The organism is Pseudophaeobacter sp. C1-32P7 (genome assembly GCF_041008775.1).
Taxonomy (GTDB): domain Bacteria; phylum Pseudomonadota; class Alphaproteobacteria; order Rhodobacterales; family Rhodobacteraceae; genus Phycobacter; species Phycobacter gallaeciensis_A.
Map to the genome: position 1 here is coordinate 1 of NZ_JAXGFR010000008.1, position 19,433 is coordinate 19,433.

Sequence of the window (19,433 nt, forward strand, 5' to 3'; positions counted from 1 at the left end):
TCCACATCAACGAGCTGCGCGAAATCACCGATGACGTCATCCAGGCCGCCGCCTCAACCCTCGTCATCGGAGCGGCCAATTAACGTGCAAAAATCAGTGCCACTTACCGTGAAAAGTCACACTCGGGCTGCGGTCGCAGCGCGGGTCAGCCGCGGTTCTTGCGGTTCTCTGCTACCAAGACTTCCATCTGATCAGCAGGCAGGTAGCCGCGCAGCAGTTCACCGCCCAGAACAAATGTGGGCGTGCCGGAGATCGACAGACGCTGGGCCAGATCGCGGGTCTGGCGCAATTCGCGGGTGACGTCCTCGGAATCCATATGGGCGAGGATGGCGTCGGCATCCAGATCCAGACCATCCGCCAGACGGCGCAGGGCGACTTCCCCCGGCTCGCCGGTCATCTCCATCAGGGCTTCGTGCACGGATTTGTACGCATCGCCGCCAGCCAGCTGTTTGGTTGCAACAGCAAAGCGCGACGACAGCACCGAGGCTTCGCCCAGGATCGGGAATTCCTTCACCACCCAGCGGATGTTGCCATCCTTGGCAAGCAGCTCTGCCACCTCGGGCGCGGCGCGGCGGCAATAACCACAGCGATAGTCCATGAACTCGACCAGGGTGATGTCGCCCTCGGGGTTGCCGCCGACCCAGGAATAGCCATCGTTTTCCAACTCCTGCAGGTTGTCGGCAACCAGCGCCTGATCGCGGGTGGCTTCGGCGGCGGCCTGACGTTGCTCCAGCAGGTTCACGGCCTCAAGGATCACCTCGGGGTTTTCCATCAGGTATTCCCGCACCTGAGCGCCAAAGGCTTCGCGTTCGGTGGCGCTCATGTTCGAAAGGTCCAGCGCCTGCGCGGGGGCGCCAAGCAGCGCAAGAGCAGTGGCAGCGCCTGCTGCTGCACGTGTAACACGGATCATTTTCGTTTCCTTTTCTGTGTTTTCTCATAGGCCACCAGCACGTCCTGCGCCCGGCGCCAGGCTGGCGATCCGGTGGGCAAAAGCGCGGTGGCGCGTTTGGCATGCAGACCGGCGTCGTCCAGACGCCCCTGCAGGGCATAGCGTTCCGCTGTCACCAGCGCGGCAAGCCCGGTCTGTTTGGTTTTAGCATAGGCCTGCGCCATGTCCCGCAGCAGCACCGTGTTGCGAAAATCGATGCTGCGGGATTTTTCCAGCGATTTGAGCGCGGCCCGAGGCTGCCCAGCAGCAAGCTGCGCCCGGCCATAACTGGCCAGCACAAGCGGGTCCGAGGGGGCCAGCGCGACCGCCTGCCCGTAACTGGAAAGCGCGGCATTCCAGTCGCGGTTTTCCATCAGGATCTGACCTTTGAGATCGTGATAAAACGGATCCTTGGGGCGCAGCGCGATGGCGCCGTTTATGGCGGTCAGCGCCTTCTTGCGATTGTTGAGCCGGTGATAGGCGATCGCCTCCCGCATGAGCCGGACATCCTTGTGGCTCTCGCTGCCTGCGCGCCGCAGCGTCCACTTCGGAGAGCGGACAAAGGCAGACAGCTTGCCGCGCAGCCGGGCGAACCAATACTCGGCCTCTGGATCGGTCGCGATGTCGGTGCCATGGCTGGCGACATAGGCCTGCGCCGCGCGAATGCGGTCGCGGCTGAGTGGATGCGAGCGCATGTAGGGGTCCTGATGCTGGGCGCTCAGCACTTCTTGTCCGGCAAAGGTCTGGTGCAGGTCGACCAGCCCCTGCGGATTGACGCCGGCGCGGCTGAGGTAGCCTGCTGCCGAGCGGTCAGCCGAGGATTCCTCGGCGCGGGTGTGTGACAGGAAGCCGCGCAGGGCCGAGCTTTGCGTGCCGATAGCGATCCCGGTCGAAGCCTCGCTTCCAGCGCCCGCAGCGGCGGCCAGAACCGCCAGCGCCATGCCCAGCCCGGCGGCACTTCCGGCCGAACGCATGTTCTGCATCCGCCGGGCCAGATGGCCGTTTGCGATATGGGCTGCTTCATGGGCCAGAACGGCCTGCAGCATCTCGGGGCTGTCGGACTTGAGGATCAGGCCGTAATGCACGAAAATCGTGCGGTTATCCAAAACAAAGGCGTTGTAGCTCGACTCGTTGACCACAAGGATCTTGGTGCGCCGGGCGTTGAGCCCCGCCGCCTGCAGAACCGGCGCCGCAAGCCGGTTCAGCGCCTGTTCCACATCTGCGTCCCGCAACAGGGTGATCGATGCCGCCTGCACAGCCGTCGCCGCATAGGCCAGCAGGCAAAACACCAGAGCCGGGATTGACGCCAGACGAGAGAAACGGTCAAAAGTCATGCGCGCACCATGGGAGAACATCATGCGAAACTCAACCCGCTCAGAGGTCGATCCGTTTATTGTGATGGATGTCATGGAGGCCGCCCGCAAGGCCGAAGGGGCCGGGCGCCGGATCATTCACATGGAGGTCGGCCAGCCTTCGACCGGGGCGCCGGTGGCGGCGCAGCAGGCGCTGGTGCAGGCGCTGCAAAGTGATGCGCTAGGGTATACCGTGGCGCTGGGGATTCCGGCGCTGCGCGAACGTATCGCACGCATGTATGGCGAATGGTATAACGTGGATCTGGATCCCGGGCGCGTGGTGGTGACCTCCGGCTCGTCCGGGGCGTTCCTGCTGGCCTTCACGGCGCTCTTTGACAGCGGTGACAGGGTCGGCATCGGCGCGCCGGGCTATCCGTCCTACCGGCAGATCCTGCATGCACTGGGGCTAACGCCGGTGGATATTGAAACGGCAGCGGAAAACCGCCTTCAGCCGGTGCCAAGCGATCTTTCCGGGCTTGATCTCGCCGGGCTGATGGTGGCCTCTCCGGCGAACCCGACCGGCACGATGCTGAACCGCGATGCCATGGCGGCGCTGATCGGCGCGACGCAAGAGGCTGGCGCAGCCTTCATCTCGGATGAGATTTACCACGGGATCGAATATGAGGCCAAAGCGGTCACCGCTCTGGAGCTGACCAATGATGCCTATGTGATCAACTCCTTCTCCAAGTATTTCTCGATGACTGGCTGGCGCGTTGGCTGGATGGTGGTGCCCGAGGATCATGTGCGGGTGGTGGAACGTCTGGCTCAGAACATGTTCATCTGCGCGCCGCACGCAAGCCAGGTGGCGGCGCTGGCCGCGATGGATTGCGAGGAGGAACTGCAGGCAAACCTGGCGGTCTATGCCCGCAACCGGCAACTAATGCTGGAGGGGCTGCCCAAGGCGGGTTTCAGCAAGATCGCACCGCCGGACGGGGCATTCTACGTCTACGCGGATGTGTCGGAGCTGACGCAGGACAGCCGCGCCTTTGCCGCCGAGATTCTGGAAAAGGCCGGGGTCGCGGTGACGCCGGGGCTGGATTTCGATCCGGTCCGGGGAGCCACAACGCTGCGGTTCTCTTATGCGCGCTCCACCGCCGATATCGAAGAAGGGCTGTCGCGTCTGCGCAGTTTCATGGAAAACCGCTAAGGTCCCCGTCAAAGGCGATGGGGGCGGTGGGTGCAAACACCCGCTGGTCAGAAGCAAAACAGAATGGGCAGGAACAGGATGACAGGCAGGATATTGGCGATCATCGCGGCGCTGTTTCTGGGTGGCGCGGCCATGGCGCAGGGGTTTTCCGGGCTCGCGCGCATTGATGCCGAGCAGAGCCGCATCAGGGATGCGGGGCAGGGGGCAGAGATTGATCTGCACCTTAGTCAGGGGGTGCCCTACCGCCTGTTCACGCTCGACAACCCTCCGCGTCTGGTGCTCGATTTTCAGGAGGTGGACTGGACGGGGCTGCGTCGCGAGAACCTGATCCAAGGCGAAAACCTGCGCGATGTGCAGTTCGGCACCTATGTGCCCGGCTGGTCGCGTATGGTTCTGGCGCTGGCCGGACCGATGCAGGTTAGTGCTGCTGGGATGGAGGTTGATCCGGTGACAGCGGGCGCAATCCTGTCGGTCACGCTGGACAAAACAGATGCCGAACAGTTTGCCGCCAATGCGGGCGCCCCGCAGGATCGGCGCTGGGACCTGCCCGCGCCCGAGCCGCTGACACCGGCTGCTCCGCGTGATGACAATGCGCCGCTGCTGGTGGTGCTGGACCCGGGGCATGGCGGCATCGATCCCGGTGCGCAGGTCGAGGGCGGCCTCGATGAAAAGACCCTGATGCTGCAATTTGCCTTTGAACTCGGTGAAATGCTGGTGCGCTCGGGCCAGTTTTCGGTGCAGCTGACCCGTGATGGGGATTACTTCGTATCGCTGGAGCGCCGGATTGCGCTGGCGCATCAGGCGGGGGCGGATCTATTCATCTCACTGCACGCGGATTCCCTCTCCGAAGGCGGCGCGCGGGGATCGACAATCTATACCCTGTCGAAAGAGGCTTCGGACAAGGCATCGGCCACCCTGGCCGAGCGGCACGACCGGTCGGATCTGCTGTCCGGCACCGACCTCAGCGCGGCGGATGATCTGGTGACGGATGTGCTGCTGGATCTTGCCCGGCAGGAAACCCAGCCACGCAGCGAGGCGCTGGCGCGCGCCATCGTCGAAGGGCTAGCGGAGCAGGGCGGGCCGCTCAACCGGCGGCCCATGCGCTCGGCCGGATTTTCGGTGCTGAAATCGGCGGATATCCCGTCGGTCCTTATCGAAATCGGCTTCCTGTCCAGCGCCCGCGATCTGAAGAATCTGAAGGACCCGGAGTGGCGCGCTCAGGCGGCGCGCGGTGTTCTGTCTGGCCTGATCGAATGGCGTATCCGCGATGATGCGCTGCGCCCGCTGGTACGCCAGTAGCCGGAAAGTAGGAAAAAGGCGCCCATGGGGATCGGCGCGCAGGTGCCGACCCATGGTTCGCATGCAACCACGCCTGTTGCTTTGGCGTCGAATCCTCTATGGTTTTCCTGATACCGGCGGCATATATTCGCCGCTTCCCGTTTTGACCCCGGTAACAGGGGCTCCTATATAGGCGGGACCGTGCGAGAGAGGCTTTATTCCGTGCTCAGGTTCATTCTATCCTTCTTCGGCTCCATTTTCAGTACCATCACGCTTGGCGTGGCGGTGGTTGCACTGACCATTGGCGCGGTCTTCTGGATGTATGGGCGCGACCTGCCCAGCCACGAATCCCTGGCGCAATACCAGCCCCCGACCATCAGCCGGATCTATTCGGGCGAAGGACAGCTGATCGACGAATTCGCCGAAGAACGGCGCTTGTTCACCCCGTCGCACGAGATCCCGGCGCTGGTGAAACAGGCCTTCGTCTCTGCCGAAGATAAGAATTTCTATTCCCACGCAGGCTATGATGCCCGTGGTATTGCTGCCGCCGCGATTGAAGCGGTTCGCTCGCGCGGGTCCAACGTGCGCGGTGCCTCGACCATCACCCAGCAGGTGATGAAGAACTTCCTTCTGTCCGGTGACCGTAAGGCCGAGCGCAAGATCAAGGAAATCATCCTCGCCACCCGGCTTGAGGAAACGCTCGACAAGGACCGAATTCTTGAGCTCTATCTGAACGAGATTTTCCTGGGTCAGAATTCTTACGGGGTCGCGGCGGCCTCGCAGACCTATTTCAACAAGACCCTTGGCGAATTGGCCCCGCACGAAGCTGCCACGCTGGCCTCCATGCCCAAGGCGCCGTCAGATTATCACCCGGTTCGGCGCAAGGACCGGCTGCTGGCCCGGCGCAACTACGTGCTACGCGAGATGTACGAGAACGGCTATATCTCCGAAGACGTCTACAAGGTGGAGGTCGAACAGCCGCTGCGCTCGGTCCAGAATGGCGATTTCGAAAGCTTCCGTACCGCTCTGCCGCCGCGCGATTATTTCACCGATGAAATCCGCCGCCAGCTGTCGCAGGACTTTGGGGAAGGCGAGTTCTTTACCGGTGGTTTCACCGTCCGCGCCACCATCGACGAGGAAATGCAGACAGAGGCCGCGCTAGCGATGCGCAAAGGTCTGGAGAAATATGACCGTTCGCGTGGGATCTGGAAGGGCACAGGGGTAACCCTCACCGAAGAGGAACTCGCCTCCGAAGAGATCTGGCGCGAGGCGCTGGGACAAGCCGATGTGTCCCGCGACATCGACCTGGGTGGGAAATGGCTGCCTGCCGTGGTGCTGACAGTGGCCGATCAGTCGCTGACCGTTGGCGTAGAAGGCGTCGCCGAAATCGGCAGCGTGCCGCGCTCTGACATCAAGTGGATGAAGGGCAATTTCAAGGACAACTTCACCCGCGGAGACGTGGTGCTGGTCCGCGCTGAGATGAAAGACGATGCCTTTAGCCATTGGTCGCTGCGGCAGGTCCCCGAAGTGCAGGGCGGTTTCGTTGCAATGGACGTCAACACCGGCCGCGTTCTGGCGATGCAGGGCGGGTTCTCCTATCAGCATTCGGTGTTCAATCGCGCCACCCAGGCGCAGCGACAGCCTGGGTCCAGCTTCAAACCTTTCGTCTATGCGGCGGCGCTGGACAGTGGATACAGCCCTGCGACCATCATCGTCGACGCCCCGATCGAGATCAACACGCCGCAGGGTCTGTGGCGGCCCAAGAACTCCAGTAACAAGTTCTACGGTCCGACGCCGCTGCGCACCGGGATCGAGATGAGCCGGAACCTGATGACCATCCGTCTGGCGCAGGAGGTCGGCATGCCGGTGGTCGCGGGCTATGCGGAACGCTTTGGCGTCTATGACAATATGGGCACCTATCTGGCCAACTCGCTGGGGGCCGAGGAAACCACGCTCTACAAGATGGTTGCAGCCTATGCGATGTTCGCCAATGGCGGCCAGCGGGTGCAGCCGACCCTTGTGGACCGCATTCAGGATCGCTTTGGCAAGACGATCTACCGCCACGATGACCGCGACTGCGTCGATTGCGCCGTGGCTTCCTTGGAGCCTGGACGGGCACCGCGTATCGTTGCCGACCGCGAACAGGTGATGGATCCGATCACCGCCTATCAGCTGACCTCGATGATGAAGGGGGTTGTCGACCGCGGCACCGCCTCCAGCGTGATCAACCTGCCGGTGCCCACCGCGGGCAAAACCGGCACCACCAACGATTCGCGCGATGTCTGGTTCGTCGGCTTCACCTCCAATATTGTTGCGGGTTGCTACATGGGCTTTGACCAGCCTCGCCCGATGGGACGTGGCGCCTATGGCGGCACCATGTGCGGGCCGGTGTTCCAGCAGTTCATGACCAAGGCTGTCGAGAAATTCGGCGGCGGTCCCTTCGAAGTGCCCGAAGGCGGCCATTTCATCAAGATCGACCGCTATACCGGCGCGCCTTTGCCGGATGATGCTTCGGGTGCCTATGTGGTGGCGGAATACTTCCGCGACGGGGCTGAACCGATCTTTGGCATGACCTTCGATGGCGGCTTTGCCATGGGCTCCAGCCTGCCGTTGATCGAAGAGGTCGAACAATCCGGGCGCAAGGTTACCACCTCAAGCGGTGGAACCGCGGTTCTGGGGCCAAAGGCCAGCTTTGGCACCATCAGTTCGGGCGGCCTTTACTGACCGCCCGCCTGTGCCTTTGCGGGCACCGGCTTTGACGGGGGTATTGCGCGCGGGGCGCGATTGTCGGCCGCCTATACGCACTGCTTGGCGATGGACAGGCGCAGACCCTTGTTCTGCCTTGGTCTCTGGGCTATCACGCCAGCCTGAACGTCATGACAGGATACTCCCAAGATGCGCGCTGAAACCCAGAATATCGTGACCGAGATTGAAAAATCGCTGGAGCTTCTCGCCCAGCGGCTCGATTGGGAAACTGCGGAGTTCCGGCTGGAGGAATTCAACGCCCGGGTCGAGGATCCGGGACTGTGGGACGATCCCGAAGCGGCGCAGAAACTGATGCGCGAGCGTCAGATGCTGGTCGATGCGATTGATACCTACAAGGGCATCAAGCAGGATCTGGCAGACAATATGGAGCTGATCGAACTTGGCGAGATGGAAGAGGACGAAGAGGTCGTCACCGACGCTGAGGACGCTCTGAAGGCGCTTAAGGACAAGGCCGCCGAGAAGGAGCTGGAGGCGCTGCTGGACGGCGAGGCGGACGGCAACGATACTTTCCTTGAGATCAACGCAGGTGCCGGCGGCACTGAAAGCTGCGATTGGGCTTCGATGCTTGCGCGAATGTACGTCCGCTGGGCCGAGAAGAAAGGCTACAAGGTCGAGCTGCAATCCGAAAGCGCTGGTGAAGAGGCAGGCATCAAATCCGCCGCCTACAAGATTTCCGGCCCCAATGCCTATGGCTGGCTGAAATCCGAAAGCGGCGTGCACCGTCTGGTGCGGATTTCACCCTATGACTCGGCTGCCAAACGCCACACGTCCTTCTGTTCGGTCTGGGTCTACCCGGTGGTGGACGACAATATCGACATCGAGGTGAACCCGGCGGATATCCGTATCGATACCTACCGTTCGTCCGGTGCGGGCGGTCAGCACGTCAACACCACCGACTCGGCGGTGCGGATCACCCACCATCCCACCGGGATCGTGGTGACCAGCTCGGAAAAATCCCAGCACCAGAACCGCGACATCGCCATGAAGGCCCTGAAATCGCGCCTGTATCAGCTGGAGCTGGACCGTCGCAACGCGGCCATCAACGAAGCCCACGAGAACAAGGGCGACGCGGGCTGGGGTAACCAGATCCGGTCCTACGTGTTGCAGCCCTACCAGATGGTCAAGGATCTGCGCACCGGGCACGAGACCTCTGACACCAAGGGCGTTCTGGATGGCGATCTCGATGGGTTCATGGCTGCGACCTTGGCGCTGAACGTCTCCGGCAAAAGCCGCGCGGACGCGCAGGCGGAGTAAGCGCTTTTTGTCCAAACGACCGTATTGGCCGAGATTTCACAGGTTGGAGCTAACTGTTATTGTTCCGGCTTGGTTCTTTGTGTTATTCGGCGGGCTTTTCTTTCAATTTCTTGTTGGCGGTGTCGTCCTTGATGCGGAAGTCCGCGATGGGGCATATCTGTTCGAGATGCGTGGAAGTGATGAACCCAATTTCTGGCAGCCGACGAACTGGTTCATGTTTTGGTGGTGGAAAGCTAACCTTTACGTTGGCATCTCCTGCGTGAGTTATGTCGCCCTGCGATATCTGATTAGCTGGCTCACAGCGCCGGGGGACGAAGGCGCGTGAACGTATCAGGAGCGAACTGAGACAAGTCACCGCTTTCTTTTGCAAAAATCTGTCGCTAGGCTTTGTTCATTCCCGGAATGGAGCCCAGTCGATCATGACCCAGTACAGCTCTGCCAGCGATCTTCTGGCGCAATTGCATGATGGCAGCCTGACGGCCACGGCGCTGATGGAGCGCACACTGGCGCGGATTGCGGCGGTGAACCCGGATCTGAATGCCATCGTGGCGCTCAGGCCCGCCGATGAGCTGATGGAGGAGGCCCGCAAGGCCGATGCCATGCGCGCGGCCCATGTACCGCTAGGTCCGCTTCATGGCCTGCCCATGGCGGTCAAGGATCTGGCCAATGTCAGGGGCATCGTGTCCAGCCAGGGCTCGCCGCTTCTGAAGGATTTCGTGCCCTCCGAGGATGAGCTGTTCGTTTCGCGCCTGCGGGCGGCGGGGGCGATCCTGATCGGCAAGACCAATACGCCTGAATTCGGGCTGGGGTCGCATACTTTCAACCCGGTTTATGGCGCGACGCGAAACCCCTTTGATCAGGGGCGCACCTGTGGTGGCTCTTCGGGCGGGGCGGCTGTGGCGCTGGCCGCTGACATGGTGGCGCTGGCGGATGGCTCCGACATGATGGGGTCGCTGCGCAATCCGGCGGGCTGGAACAATGTCTACGGCTTTCGCCCCACCTGGGGCTGGGTGCCCTCCGAACCAAAGGGGGATCTGTTCATGCACCCCCTATCGACCCTTGGCCCCATGGCGCGCAGCCCCGAGGATATCGGTCTGCTGCTGGACGTGATGAGTGGTCCGGACCCGCGTCAGCCGCTGGCCTCGGGCGGGGCGCCGGTGATGCCTTTGCCGGAGGCTGAAAAGATGCGGATTGGCTGGCTCGGCGACTGGGGCGGGGCCTTTCCGATGGAGCCGGGAATCCTTGAGCTATGCGAGGCGGCTGCCAAGACATTCGAAGACTTGGGTCATACGGTTGAAGCCGTGGCGCCCCCGTTCCCGGCTGAACGCATCTGGGAGGCCTGGATTACCCTGCGCTCCTTTGCCGTGGCGGCGGGCCTGCGGGTGTTCAATGATCGCCGCGAGCATCTGAAGGACACCGCCATCTGGGAGCTGGAGCGCGGCCTTTCGATGACGGCGCAACAGGTGCAGGAGGCATCCGATGCGCGCTCTGACTGGCAGCGGGCCGCGGCGCGGCTGTTCCAGGACTACGACGCCCTGATCCTGCCGACGGCGCAATGCTGGCCGTTCCCGGTCGATATCGATTACCCGCGGGAGATCGCAGGCGTTGAGATGGACACCTATCACCGCTGGATGCAGGTGGTGGTGCCGGTCAGCCTGCTGGGGTTGCCCTGTCTTGGTGCGCCTGCGGGGTTCAGCGAGGCGGGCCTGCCGATGGGCATCCAGATCTTTGGCGCACAGGGGCAGGATCAGAATATCCTGGCACTGGGCCAGCAGTATCACGCGGCCACGCAATGGCCGCAAAACGCCCCTCCACAGGGTTAAGGAAGGACCCGGGGGAGGGGAAACGTTTCGGGGAGGAAGCGTTTCGATGACAGAAAAGGCATTTGGTGTACCGGAAATGCAGCCGATGACCGCAGAAATCCTGCGCGAGGCGCTGCGACGCGGATGGGCGGATTTCCTGGCCAAGCCCGGATACGGGTTGTTCTTTGCCGGGTTTTACGTCTTGGCGGGCTGGGCGATGGCCTGGGTTACGGCACAGACCGGCACCACCTTCTGGCTGGTGCTGGCGGCCATCGGATTTCCCCTGATCGGTCCCTTTGCTGCCGTAGGGCTTTATGAGGTCTCACACCGGCGCGAACAGGGGCAGGCAATGGATGCCCGGGCCATTCTGGGGGTGGTTCTGCAGCAAAGCCGCCGCCAGCTGCCGTCGATCTGTGCCATCATCATTGTGGTGTTTCTGTTCTGGTTTTTCCTTGGCCACATGATCTTTGCCCTGTTTCTGGGGCTGTCGACCATGACCAATATCTCTACCTCTCTGGATGTCTTCCTGTCGGTCGAGGGGCTTACCATGCTGGCGGTCGGAACTGTCGTTGGCGCGTTGTTCGCGCTGCTGCTCTATATGATCACGGTGATCTCTCTGCCGCTGCTGCTGGACAGAGAGGTGGATTTTGTCACAGCTATGATCACCAGCTTTACCTATGTGCAGCAGAATTTTGCGCTGATGATGCTCTGGGCGGTGCTGATTGCGGTGCTGACCTTTGCGGCCATGCTGCCCGCCTTTGCCGGTCTGCTGGTGGTGCTGCCGTTGCTTGGCCACGCCACTTGGCACATTTACCGTCTCGCCACATCACCGACCTAGGGCGGCGGGGCTTCTCTGGTCAGGAGAACGGTTCGTTGATGCGCAGCAGGCGGCGGTGGTAGGGCAGCAGGTCCTCTTCGCTCACAAAGCCCGCATTGCGGGCCACGGCCAGCGCAGGCCCCATGTCGCGGCCGAGGTATTCATAGACCATCCGGGTGACCCGCTCATCGCCGCTTTCGCGCACGGTGCGGGCCACGTAGCCAACCCAGAAATTGTTTTCAAGCGAGGCCACGCGCGCCAAATAGTTGAAGGAAAAGGTCATCGCGCGGCGCCGTGAAATCAGGAAGGCGACGCCGTCCTCGTGACAGCTGAGCACGCCGCGGAACTCACGCGATGCCGGGTCTTCGGGCAGGCCCTGAAACCGCATCGCATCCTTGGCCTCAAAACCCTTGATATAGGCGACGCCGCCTCCATCGCGGCTTACGCGTACCAGGCCAACGACAAAACTGTCACCGTTGATGAAGCTGCGCCGGGTAAAACGGTAATAGCCAGAGGGGAAGATCTGCTCGCTCAGCTGCTCGATCCCATGGCCCAGAAAATCATTGAGGAAGGCGCCGTGCAGGATCTTGTCCTGTTTGCCAACTGTGTCGACCGGCTCCAGCAGGATACGCGCATCCACATCAAAGAAGCAGCAGATCCGGTCCAGAACGTCCGGCCGCGGAAAGCTTTCGCCGGACATGTAGCGATTGAACTGCGTCCGGTTGATACCAAGGCGCCGCGACAATTCGGAGATGGAGGGGTATTGCTGTGCCAGATGACGCAGGTTGGCGCCAAACATGTCGCGCAATTCTGCGGGAGAACGCGATTGCCGGGCGCGGTTGTCATCTCTTGCTGTTGCTATGGCAGCCATTGTGGCCTCAATCCCCGACCGCTGATCGCGACAAATATTTCCATTTTACGATGGGTTGTCGCTTTATCGCGTCAATGTTGTCTCTAAATCACGTCGGGATACTATCCTCGCTGACACAAATTGCAATAGTCCGACGCAGTATTTGCCATGTTGGCGCCTCTCCAATTGGCCCAGAATTGAGCGATAAACGAACGAGGCTTGCAACATGATCGGATATGTACTTTGGAGTGATGTCGCCGTCGGAAAAGCAATTATCTGGTGTGAGGATCAGGGGGATCTGGCCTATTATTCCCGGCACAGAGATGCCTCACAGACGGCGGTGTGTAAGGGAGATTGGGTACAGTTTGACCTGACCGAAAAAGGCAATATGCGGTTGGCAGCCAATGCGGTCATTCTGGAAGAGGTCGGGTATCCTGACCTGTGCGAGATGCTGGTCGAGGCAGCACCGCTGCCAAAAGCGGCTTTAACAGCGGTGACGGCCGATCATCAGGTTCGCACAACAGGTGCAGGGCGGAGTTTTGAAGCGTCTGGCGGTGTCGAGGTGGTAACGGAAGACAATGTGATACCCTTTCCGGCTTTCTCAAAATGGCACACGGCCGCGCGGTACGGGTAACCCCCGTACTGTCGGAACAGTCTGGCGCAGCGCTTTGTTACAAGCGGACATGGCGCTGCAGGCCCCGTAATTTTCTACTGACCCGGACGTCGCAAAAAGGCCGCCCAGATTGGGCGGCCTTTTGTATCATCGGTGCAAGACATGTGATCGGAAGGGGCAGGTGGTCCCTGCCGGCGCGGCAATCAGGTGCCGCGCAGCAGGGCAGCGACGCCGGTACGGGCGATTTCGATCAGACCCAGCGGGCGCATCAGGTCGGCAAAGGCGTCGATCTTGTCCGGGGCGCCGGTGATTTCGAAGATGAAGCTTTCCAGGGTGCTGTCCACGACATTGGCGCGGAAGATATCGGCCAGGCGCAGGGCTTCGACCCGCTTGTCGCCATCGCTCACGACCTTGAGGATTGCCAGTTCCCGCTCGACCGCGGGGCCTTCGACGGTCAGATCGTGCACCTCGTGAACCGGCACGATACGGCCCAGCTGCGCCTTGATCTGCTCGATCACCTGCGGGGTGCCGGTGGTGACCACGGTGATGCGGCTGAGGTGTCCGGTGTGATCGACTTCGGCGACGGTCAGGCTTTCGATATTGTAGCCGCGGCCGGAGAACAGGCCGATGACACGGGCCAAAACGCCGGGTTCGTTTTCAACCAGCAATGCCAGCGTGTGACGTTCCTGTGCGTCGGAAAACGTGGGCCGCAGGTTATACGCCGAATGTTTGCTGGCGCCTTTTTTGATGTGTAGGGCAGACATGGAATTGTCCTTTTTCATTCCTATCGGGCCGTGTCGGCGATTGCCGGGCCCATCAATTCGGTGAAGGGGAGCGGCGTGGATCAGACCAGCACCGCACCTCCGGCCTGAATGGCGCCCTGGGTCTCGGCTTCGCCCAGCAGCATTTCGTTATGGGGCTTGCCCGAGGGGATCATTGGGAAGCAGTTTTCATGCTTTTCAACCAGGCAATCAAAGACAACCGGACCGTCGTGGTTGATCATCTCCATGATCGCATCGTCCAGATCCTTGGCGTCCTTGCAGATGATGCCCTTGGCGCCAAAGGCCTCGGCGAGCTTCACGAAATCGGGCAGTGCTTCGGACCAGGAGTGGCTGTAGCGTTCACCGTGCAGCAGTTCCTGCCACTGGCGCACCATGCCAAGGCGTTCGTTGTTGAGGATGAACTGTTTTACCGGCAGGCGGTATTGCGCGGCGGTGCCGAGCTCCTGCATGTTCATCAGCCAGGACGCTTCGCCGGCGACGTTGATCACCAGTGCGTCCGGGTGCGCCATCTGCACGCCAATGGAGGCCGGGAAACCATAGCCCATGGTGCCAAGTCCGCCTGAGGTCATCCAGCGGTTGGGATCCTCAAAGCCAAGGAACTGCGCCGCCCACATCTGGTGCTGCCCAACCTCGGTGGTGACGTAACGGTCGTGGCCCTTGGTCAGCTCCTCAAGGCGTTGCAGCGCGTATTGCGGTTTGATGGTGCCTTCGGACGGGGTGTAGGACAGGCAATTGACCGCGCGCCATTCGGAGATCTTGGCCTGCCATTTGGCCAGCGCCTCCTTGTTGGTCTTGCGACCGCGGGATTTCCAGACCTTTAGCAGATCTTCCAGCACGTGGCCCACATCACCGACGATGGGGATATCGACGCGGATCACCTTGTTGATCGAGGAAGGATCAATGTCGATATGCGCCTTGGTTGATTTGGGGCTGAAGGCATCGATGCGGCCGGTGATCCGGTCATCGAACCGCGCGCCGATATTGATCATCAGATCGCAGTCATGCATCGCCATGTTGGCCTCATAAAGACCATGCATACCCAGCATGCCGAGCCAGTTCGGGCCAGACGCAGGGTAAGCGCCAAGGCCCATCAGGGTCGAGGTCACGGGAATGCCGGTGGCATCCACCAGTTCGCGCAGCAGTTGGCTGGCGCCGGGGCCGGAGTTGATCACGCCGCCGCCGGTATAGAACACCGGGCGTTTGGCGGTCTCGATGGCGGCCACCAGTTCGGTGATCTCTTCCATATCGCCCTTGACCGGCGGCTGGTAATGCGAAGCCGAGGGGCGCGGTGTCGTGTAGGTTCCGGTGGCGAATTGCACGTCTTTCGGAATGTCGATCAGAACCGGACCGGGGCGGCCCGAGGTGGCGACATGGAACGCCTCGTGCAGGGTACCGGACAGCTTGTCGGTGTCCTTCACCAGCCAGTTGTGCTTGGTGCAGGGGCGGGTGATGCCAACGGTGTCCGCCTCCTGGAAGGCGTCCGAGCCGATCATGAAGGTCGGCACCTGACCGGTCAGCACCACAAGCGGAATGGAATCGAGCAGCGCATCGGTGAGGCCGGTCACCGCGTTGGTTGCACCGGGGCCGGACGTGACAAGAACGACGCCCGGCTTTCCGGTCGAACGCGCATATCCTTCGGCGGCATGCACCGCGCCTTGCTCGTGGCGGACCAGAATGTGGCGGATATCGTTCTGCAGGAAGATTTCATCATAGATCGGAAGCACGGCGCCACCGGGGTATCCGAATACCGTGTCCACACCCTGATCCTTCAGGGCCTGAACAACCATTTTTGCGCCGGTCATTTCACGTGTCATCTGCTTTTGCTCCAGTTGGCGGCAACGTCCATTCCGCATAAAAAAAGCCCCCGATTTTCTAAGTCGGAGGCGCATGGGTCAGATTATGGTCAACCGTTACCGGCCCATGCGCTTGGTTCCTACAATGACGACTAGGGAGGTCATTTACCCCAGGCTCCTCTTTTGCGTTGAAGCGCAGACTATGACCGGCCGGCAGGGGCGTCAACAGGCAAACCCATCAAAAATGCTCGTCTTTCGACATTTTCTTGCGCTCAAGGGGCGTGTTGCGACATTTCTCAAAAGGAGACTCCCGGAAATGTGACCGAAACCCGAGCCGCAGGGACTCAGCCGCAGGTGTCGCGTGCTCCAGATAATGGGGGGAGCAGGGGCTACAGCCCGACGCCAGTGCCCTGTAGAACGCCGTGTTGCAGCGCATAGCGGGTGAGGCCGGCGGTCGAGGAAATGCCCAGCTTGCGCTTGATGTTCTTGCGGTGGGTTTCCACTGTGCGCACCGAGATATCGAGCGCAAGGGCAACTTCCTTGTTGGATTTGCCCTGAGCCAGTTCCAAGAGGATGGTCTGTTCGCGCCCGGTCAGCGCCTCGCGCAGGCCGCTGTCCTTGGGCTTCAGCGACCCTTCGGCGCCGGTGCAGAGATAGCGTTCACCGAGCATCACCGCGTCGATAGCGTCCTTGATCTCTTCGGTGGGCACGTCCTTCAGCACATATCCCATGGCGCCATGGCTGAGCGCGGTAGAGATATATTCCGGGCTGTCGTGCATCGACAGGATCAGGATACGAGTGCTGGGGCTGCGCTCCAATATGATTTCGGTGGCGCCGAGGCCACCCAACCGGGGCATGTTGAGATCCATGAGGATCACATCGGGCGCCAGCTCGGCGACGCGGCTCACCGCTTCTTCGCCGTCGGTCAATGATCCGACCACCGCGATGTCATCGTAGCTTTCGAGAATCGACTGGATGCCCTCGGCGACCATCGGGTGGTCGTCCACGATCAGGACACGCACAGGCTCGCAATTTCCGTCTTTCAGCAGAGTGCCATCCCCCAACTGCCTATATGCTTCGGACCCGGCAGAGATACGGATCCTGCATCTGCCACTACGACACGCGTTTCGGAGCGGCTTCGTTCCCCGGTGGCAGCAGATGGCTCAAAGGGAGTGTTGCTTCGATCACCGTGCCGCTCTGGGTGCCCCGTGATGACAGAATCCGCAAGGTGCCGTCAAGCTGATCGATCCGCTCTTGCATGTTGCGCAGGCCGATGCCCGGCTCGCCTTCGGGCTTTTTCTGGGGCAGGCCACGGCCATTGTCGCTGATGCGCATGGTGGCGCCGCGGGCGTGGCCACGCAGGTCGATACTGACATGGCTTGCATCCGCGTGCCGTTCGATATTGGTCAGCGCCTCCTGCGCGATGCGGTACATGGCGATCTTGGCATCCTGATCCAGCCGGTTGCGGAATACCACAGTGGTAAAATCCGTTTCGATTCCAGTGCGGGCCGCAAAATCATCGGTAAGCGCCTTCAGCGCAGGACCAAGGCCCAGATCATCCAGCACTCCCGGGCGCAGATCCCGGCTGATGCGGCGCACTTCGGAGATGGCGATGCCAAGGTGTTCGATGCCTTTGTCGAGCGGATCCGAAGCGCCATCGTGATCGCCCCGCATCAGGCGCCGCCGGGTGTTGTCCAGCGCATAGCGTACCCCGACGAGCAACTGGCTGATCCCGTCGTGCAGCTCGCGGGCCACGCGTCCACGCTCTTCTTCCTGCGCGTCGAAAACCCGCTGTGTCAGTTCCTTCAGCTTGGCATCGGCAAGGCGGCGTTCGCGGATGTTCAGAACCATGCCCGATGCAAAGACAAGGACCAGTGCGACAAGGGTAATTCCGCCAATATAGATAAAGGTCCGGCGCACCCGGGCTTCCACCTCGGCGCGGCTGGCGGCGACCGAGGCCAGTACATCGTCGATGAAGACGCCGGTCCCGACCGCCCATTGCCAGTCCTGCAGGCCAAGGACGTAGGTTACCATCTGCGCTTCTTCGCCAGTCGATGGTTTTTCCCACATGAAACTGTGCCAGCCTGCGCCTTGGCGCGCCTGCTCGATGAAGGTGTCCACGACTGGCGTGCCCTGGCTGTCGGTAAGCCCGCGCCAGTTCTGGTTGATGAACTCGGTTTGCCGGGGGCTGACCAGATTGTTGCCGTCGTAGTCATAGACGAAAAAGAAGCCGTCCTGGCCGTAGATCATCGCGCTAAGGATTTGCGTCACCCGCTCCTTTGCATCCGCATCATCCGGCGCAGCCAGACCATAGATATGGGAAAAGGCATTGCGGGCCTGGGTGACATAGTTGCGCAGTTCGGCCTTCTTGGCTTCGATCAGCTGGCGCTCCAAGGCCTTGATCTCCCGCTCGGCGAGGGCGCGGGACTGATTGGCCACCAAGAGCGCAATCGCAGCCACTGCCACCACAAGAGGCAGCGTCGCCAGAAGCGAAAGTTTCTGCGCATAATTCGGTCGGAACAGGCTGGAAAACAGGCTGGAGAACGGGGGCATAGGGCTGTCCGGCGGCTGTGAGAGAGGGAAGGCGAATCGTTACGCAATCGAAATCCGAAAGCAAAGGGGGCTTTGAGGCAGATTTTGCCGTCACCTGCGTAACAAAAGAAGCCTGCGCTCAAAATTAGTGCAACAATCGGACTGAAACTTACAAAAAAAGCGCCGATCTACGCAGTACTAGGTATTCACAAGTTTGGCCCCGTGGCTAGGCTGACGCCACTCGAACCGATCCGCCCAAGGCTTTGCTGCGGGCAATCCATATATCTGGGAGGAAAACATCATGGATCGTCGTTCCTTTTTGAAAACATCCGCTCTGGGCGGTACCGCCGCTGCTGCGTCCACTCTGGCAGCTCCGGCTTATGCTCAGGGTAAGCGCACCCTGACCATGGTTACCACCTGGGGTCGTGGTCTGGCTGGCGTGTTTGACGCCGCGCAGCGCGTTGCAGACAACGTCACAGCCATGTCCGATGGCAACCTGACTGTCGACATCAAAGCCGCCGGCGAACTGGTTGGCGCGTTTGAAGTGTTTGACGCCGTTTCCTCGGGTCAGGCTGACATGTATCACGGCGCCGACTACTACTTCGTTGGTCAGCACCCGGGCTATGCCTTCTTCACCGCCGTGCCCTTCGGCATGACCGCGCAGGAACTGTCCAACTGGTACTACTTCGACGGCGGCATGGAGCTGCACGACGAGCTGGGTCAGATCTTTGGTCTGAAATCCTTCCTCGGCGGCAACACCGGCGCGCAGGCTGGCGGCTGGTTCTCCAAAGAGATCAACAGCCCCGAAGACTTCAACGGTCTGAAGTTCCGTATGCCGGGTCTGGGTGGCAAGGCACTGGGTAAACTGGGCGCTTCCGTTCAGAACATCCCGGGTTCCGAAGTGTACCAGGCTCTGTCCTCTGGCGCCATCGACGGCACCGAGTGGATCGGCCCCTGGGCGGACGAAAAAGCCGGCTTCCAGGAAATCACCAAGACCTACTACACCGCTGGCTTCCACGAGCCGGGTGCAGGTCTGTCGGTTGCAACCAACCGCGACGTATTCGAGAGCCTGAGCCCCGCGCATCAGAAGATCATCGAAATCGCATCGGCTGAATGCCACCAGTGGAACCTGGCACAGTTCCTGGCCAACAACGGTGCCGCTCTGCAGCGTCTGCAGGCCGGTGGCGTGAAACTGATGGAATTCCCGGACTCCGTCTGGGATGCCTTCGGTAAGGCTTCCATGGAAGTGCATGCGGAAAACATGGGCGACGATCTCTACAAGAAGATCCACGACAGCGCCATGGCTTCGATGAAGTCCTCCTCCGCCTGGATCAAGACTTCCTCGGGCACCTACGTGTCGCAGCGCGACCGCGTTCTGGGCTAAGCGGCGTACCTACGCTTTCATCGGATCCTCCGCCATTGTGCGGGGGATCCCTTTTCCATTGCAGCAGGTCGAACCGGGCAAGCCAGCTCCTTGTGGAGCACCGCCAGCTCATCTAAAGACCCGCCGCAATCAATG

At 61.2% G+C, this 19,433-nt stretch carries 16 protein-coding genes; 9 read left to right on the plus strand and 7 right to left on the minus strand.

All coding sequences use genetic code 11. The features are described 5' to 3' along the window. Window positions 1-145: 145 nt before the first annotated feature. Window positions 146-910 (minus strand): DsbA family protein, encoded by a 765-nt coding sequence (locus SM763_RS12620; protein WP_347508990.1) that lies wholly within the window; start codon window positions 908-910, stop codon window positions 146-148. After that, window positions 907-2,286 (minus strand): M48 family metalloprotease, encoded by a 1,380-nt coding sequence (locus SM763_RS12625; protein ID WP_368998879.1) that lies wholly within the window; start codon window positions 2,284-2,286, stop codon window positions 907-909. Before SM763_RS12625 ends, SM763_RS12620 begins: the two co-directional genes overlap by 4 nt. On the opposite strand from SM763_RS12625, the gene SM763_RS12630 reads away from it, so the two are divergent. From SM763_RS12630 to SM763_RS12660, 7 genes are all read left to right on the plus strand, one after another. Then, window positions 2,285-3,427 (plus strand): pyridoxal phosphate-dependent aminotransferase, encoded by a 1,143-nt coding sequence (locus tag SM763_RS12630; RefSeq protein ID WP_368998749.1) that lies wholly within the window; start codon window positions 2,285-2,287, stop codon window positions 3,425-3,427. The two genes, SM763_RS12625 and SM763_RS12630, sit on opposite strands and share 2 nt — an antisense overlap. A 78-nt stretch (window positions 3,428-3,505) precedes the next feature. Then, window positions 3,506-4,726: an N-acetylmuramoyl-L-alanine amidase gene (locus tag SM763_RS12635; RefSeq protein ID WP_347508988.1), complete on the plus strand. Its 1,221-nt coding sequence runs from the start codon at window positions 3,506-3,508 to the stop codon at window positions 4,724-4,726. Window positions 4,727-4,927: 201 nt separating this feature from the next. Beyond that, window positions 4,928-7,429 (plus strand): penicillin-binding protein 1A, encoded by a 2,502-nt coding sequence (locus tag SM763_RS12640; RefSeq protein WP_368998880.1) that lies wholly within the window; start codon window positions 4,928-4,930, stop codon window positions 7,427-7,429. A 171-nt stretch (window positions 7,430-7,600) separates the two neighbouring features. After that, complete coding sequence (gene prfB, locus SM763_RS12645; RefSeq protein WP_368998750.1) at window positions 7,601-8,725, plus strand: peptide chain release factor 2; 1,125 nt, start codon at window positions 7,601-7,603, stop codon at window positions 8,723-8,725. Window positions 8,726-8,768: 43 nt separating this feature from the next. Next, on the plus strand, window positions 8,769-9,050 hold the full coding sequence (locus tag SM763_RS12650) for a hypothetical protein (protein ID WP_347508985.1): 282 nt from the start codon (window positions 8,769-8,771) through the stop codon (window positions 9,048-9,050). 94 nt (window positions 9,051-9,144) lie between these two features. After that, window positions 9,145-10,548 (plus strand): amidase, encoded by a 1,404-nt coding sequence (locus tag SM763_RS12655; protein WP_368998751.1) that lies wholly within the window; start codon window positions 9,145-9,147, stop codon window positions 10,546-10,548. A 46-nt stretch (window positions 10,549-10,594) separates the two neighbouring features. After that, complete coding sequence (locus SM763_RS12660) at window positions 10,595-11,365, plus strand: DUF2189 domain-containing protein (RefSeq protein WP_368998752.1); 771 nt, start codon at window positions 10,595-10,597, stop codon at window positions 11,363-11,365. 19 nt (window positions 11,366-11,384) lie between these two features. On the opposite strand, the gene SM763_RS12665 is transcribed toward SM763_RS12660, so the two are convergent. Beyond that, the gene (locus SM763_RS12665; protein WP_065270606.1) at window positions 11,385-12,143 is read right to left on the minus strand and encodes a helix-turn-helix domain-containing protein; all 759 of its coding nucleotides are present in this window, start codon (window positions 12,141-12,143) and stop codon (window positions 11,385-11,387) included. Window positions 12,144-12,420: 277 nt separating this feature from the next. On the opposite strand from SM763_RS12665, the gene SM763_RS12670 reads away from it, so the two are divergent. After that, a complete protein-coding gene (locus SM763_RS12670; protein ID WP_368998753.1) occupies window positions 12,421-12,828 on the plus strand; it encodes a hypothetical protein in 408 nt (135 codons plus the stop codon). Window positions 12,829-13,010: 182 nt separating this feature from the next. Here SM763_RS12670 and ilvN read toward each other — a convergent pair whose 3' ends face one another. The 4 genes from ilvN to SM763_RS12690 form a co-directional block, all read right to left on the minus strand. Continuing rightward, window positions 13,011-13,571, minus strand: a complete 561-nt coding sequence (gene ilvN, locus SM763_RS12675; protein WP_368998754.1) for an acetolactate synthase small subunit — start codon at window positions 13,569-13,571, stop codon at window positions 13,011-13,013. Between the two features lie 80 nt (window positions 13,572-13,651). Then, window positions 13,652-15,403 carry an acetolactate synthase 3 large subunit gene (locus tag SM763_RS12680; protein WP_368998755.1) on the minus strand — a complete coding sequence of 584 codons (1,752 nt, stop codon included), beginning with the start codon at window positions 15,401-15,403 and terminating at the stop codon, window positions 13,652-13,654. A gap of 368 nt (window positions 15,404-15,771) precedes the next feature. After that, the gene (locus SM763_RS12685; RefSeq protein WP_368998756.1) at window positions 15,772-16,404 is read right to left on the minus strand and encodes a response regulator transcription factor; all 633 of its coding nucleotides are present in this window, start codon (window positions 16,402-16,404) and stop codon (window positions 15,772-15,774) included. Between the two features lie 91 nt (window positions 16,405-16,495). Further along, window positions 16,496-17,935, minus strand: coding sequence for a cache domain-containing protein (locus SM763_RS12690; protein ID WP_065270602.1), 1,440 nt, complete (start codon window positions 17,933-17,935; stop codon window positions 16,496-16,498). 280 nt (window positions 17,936-18,215) lie between these two features. On the opposite strand from SM763_RS12690, the gene SM763_RS12695 reads away from it, so the two are divergent. Continuing rightward, window positions 18,216-19,298, plus strand: coding sequence for a TRAP transporter substrate-binding protein (locus SM763_RS12695; RefSeq protein ID WP_065270601.1), 1,083 nt, complete (start codon window positions 18,216-18,218; stop codon window positions 19,296-19,298). The last annotated feature ends 135 nt before the right edge of the window (window positions 19,299-19,433 follow it).

Excerpts from the sequence above, each read along its gene's own strand:
- SM763_RS12695 (WP_065270601.1), top strand. The coding sequence starts at position 18,216 with ATGGATCGTCGTTCCTTTTTGAAAACATCCGCTCTGGGCGGTACCGCC.
- SM763_RS12665 (WP_065270606.1), bottom strand. The coding sequence starts at position 12,143 with ATGTTTGGCGCCAACCTGCGTCATCTGGCACAGCAATACCCCTCCATC.
- SM763_RS12635 (WP_347508988.1), top strand. The coding sequence starts at position 3,506 with ATGACAGGCAGGATATTGGCGATCATCGCGGCGCTGTTTCTGGGTGGC.
- SM763_RS12620 (WP_347508990.1), bottom strand. The coding sequence starts at position 910 with ATGATCCGTGTTACACGTGCAGCAGCAGGCGCTGCCACTGCTCTTGCG.
- SM763_RS12670 (WP_368998753.1), top strand. The coding sequence starts at position 12,421 with ATGATCGGATATGTACTTTGGAGTGATGTCGCCGTCGGAAAAGCAATT.
- ilvN (WP_368998754.1), bottom strand. The coding sequence starts at position 13,571 with ATGTCTGCCCTACACATCAAAAAAGGCGCCAGCAAACATTCGGCGTAT.
- SM763_RS12690 (WP_065270602.1), bottom strand. The coding sequence starts at position 17,935 with ATGCCCCCGTTCTCCAGCCTGTTTTCCAGCCTGTTCCGACCGAATTAT.
- SM763_RS12655 (WP_368998751.1), top strand. The coding sequence starts at position 9,145 with ATGACCCAGTACAGCTCTGCCAGCGATCTTCTGGCGCAATTGCATGAT.
- SM763_RS12625 (WP_368998879.1), bottom strand. The coding sequence starts at position 2,286 with ATGATGTTCTCCCATGGTGCGCGCATGACTTTTGACCGTTTCTCTCGT.
- SM763_RS12630 (WP_368998749.1), top strand. The coding sequence starts at position 2,285 with ATGCGAAACTCAACCCGCTCAGAGGTCGATCCGTTTATTGTGATGGAT.
- prfB (WP_368998750.1), top strand. The coding sequence starts at position 7,601 with ATGCGCGCTGAAACCCAGAATATCGTGACCGAGATTGAAAAATCGCTG.
- SM763_RS12680 (WP_368998755.1), bottom strand. The coding sequence starts at position 15,403 with ATGACACGTGAAATGACCGGCGCAAAAATGGTTGTTCAGGCCCTGAAG.
- SM763_RS12660 (WP_368998752.1), top strand. The coding sequence starts at position 10,595 with ATGACAGAAAAGGCATTTGGTGTACCGGAAATGCAGCCGATGACCGCA.